The following is a 1,270-nucleotide window of genomic DNA, read 5'->3' as shown; positions in this document are numbered from 1 at the left end:
TTTGTAGTGGTCAACTAATTTAGGACACCTGATAAGAGGTTTCGGTTAAAGTAGCGTTTCTCTTTTTCTAGCGGTGTTAAATAATCATTAAAACTGTGCGGTCTCACGATTTGATAGTAGCCCCAGATATAATCAATAATGGCGCTTTTAGCTTCAGTAATATCTTCATAGCCGCTCTTGGGCATCCATTCTGTTTTAAAGCTTCTAAAGAATCGTTCGGTTGGGGCATTATCCCAACAGTTTCCGCGACGGCTCATACTTTGCGTCATGCCCTCACAACTGGCAACGGATTCAGCAAATGTCTTACTGGTGTAATGGGTTCCCTGATCGGAATGAAACAGCACGCCAATGGGTTTGAGCCTAGTGTGATACGCCATCTGTAGGGCTTTAGCGGTCAGCACGCTATCAGGGGAACCTGATACAGCAAAGCCCACCACACGCCGAGCATATAAATCTAAAACAACGGCTAGGTAGCACCAGCCACCCTTGATACGAATGTAAGTCACATCCCCCGTCCAGACTTGATTGGGCGCTGTTAGGCTAAAGTTGCGAGCTAGGATATTGTCATGCGTTTTATGCGCCTCGTCAGCGTGCTTGTATTTGTGCGTCTTCAATTGACAGCTTTTAAGCCTCATCTGCGCCATAAGTTTACCTACCATATAGCGTGATAGCTTGATGTTGTGTTCATTCATTATTATGGCGGCAATGCTGCGAGCGCCTGCTGAGTGCTTTGAGTCGTTAAATATTTGACGAATTAATGCCTTGTGCTTGACGGTTTCAAGACTGATGGGCTTGGGCTGCATGCCATAGTAGTAACTGCTTTTTATCACGCCAAACAGTTTGCACAGAAGACTTTTATTAACATGCTTGTCTTGCTCTGCAAGCTGACTGATTAGCGATAGCCGTTCAGGCTGTCCAAGGCTAGCAGAGCGGAAGCCTTTTTTAAGATGTCACGCTCCATAGTCAGCCGCTTAACTTGTTTGCGCAATTCTTGAAGCTCGCGCTGTTCATCCGTTAAGGCGTTGCCGACTTTAGGTGCTTGGCCAGCCATTTCTTGACGGTACTGACTCAGCCATTTCTGTAGAGTGGATTTACCTATTCCTAAAGAATCGGCCACGTCAGGTATGGTGCGGTTGTGGTCAACGACTAAGCTGATGGCTTCTAATTTGAATTCTCGGGTATATTGATTGCGTTTGGTGGTCATACTATTTTCCTTCTTTGGGTTAGTATAAACCTCTTATGCGCTGTCCAAGTTTATTATGCCACTACA

General features: G+C 45.4%; 2 protein-coding genes. Both read right to left on the bottom strand.

Annotation, left to right across the window (positions count from 1 at the left end):
• Positions 1-14 precede the first annotated feature (14 nt).
• Positions 15-893: an IS3 family transposase gene (locus HF322_RS11540; protein WP_169393577.1), complete on the bottom strand. Its 879-nt coding sequence runs from the start codon at positions 891-893 to the stop codon at positions 15-17.
• A complete protein-coding gene (locus HF322_RS11535; protein ID WP_169393576.1) occupies positions 893-1,204 on the bottom strand; it encodes a transposase in 312 nt (103 codons plus the stop codon). The genes HF322_RS11540 and HF322_RS11535 overlap by 1 nt, the downstream gene beginning before the upstream one ends.
• Positions 1,205-1,270: the final 66 nt, after the last annotated feature.

This window comes from Psychrobacter sp. MF31 (assembly GCF_012847335.1).
GTDB lineage: Bacteria > Pseudomonadota > Gammaproteobacteria > Pseudomonadales > Moraxellaceae > Psychrobacter.
This window is presented reverse-complemented; position numbering and strand designations above follow the sequence as displayed.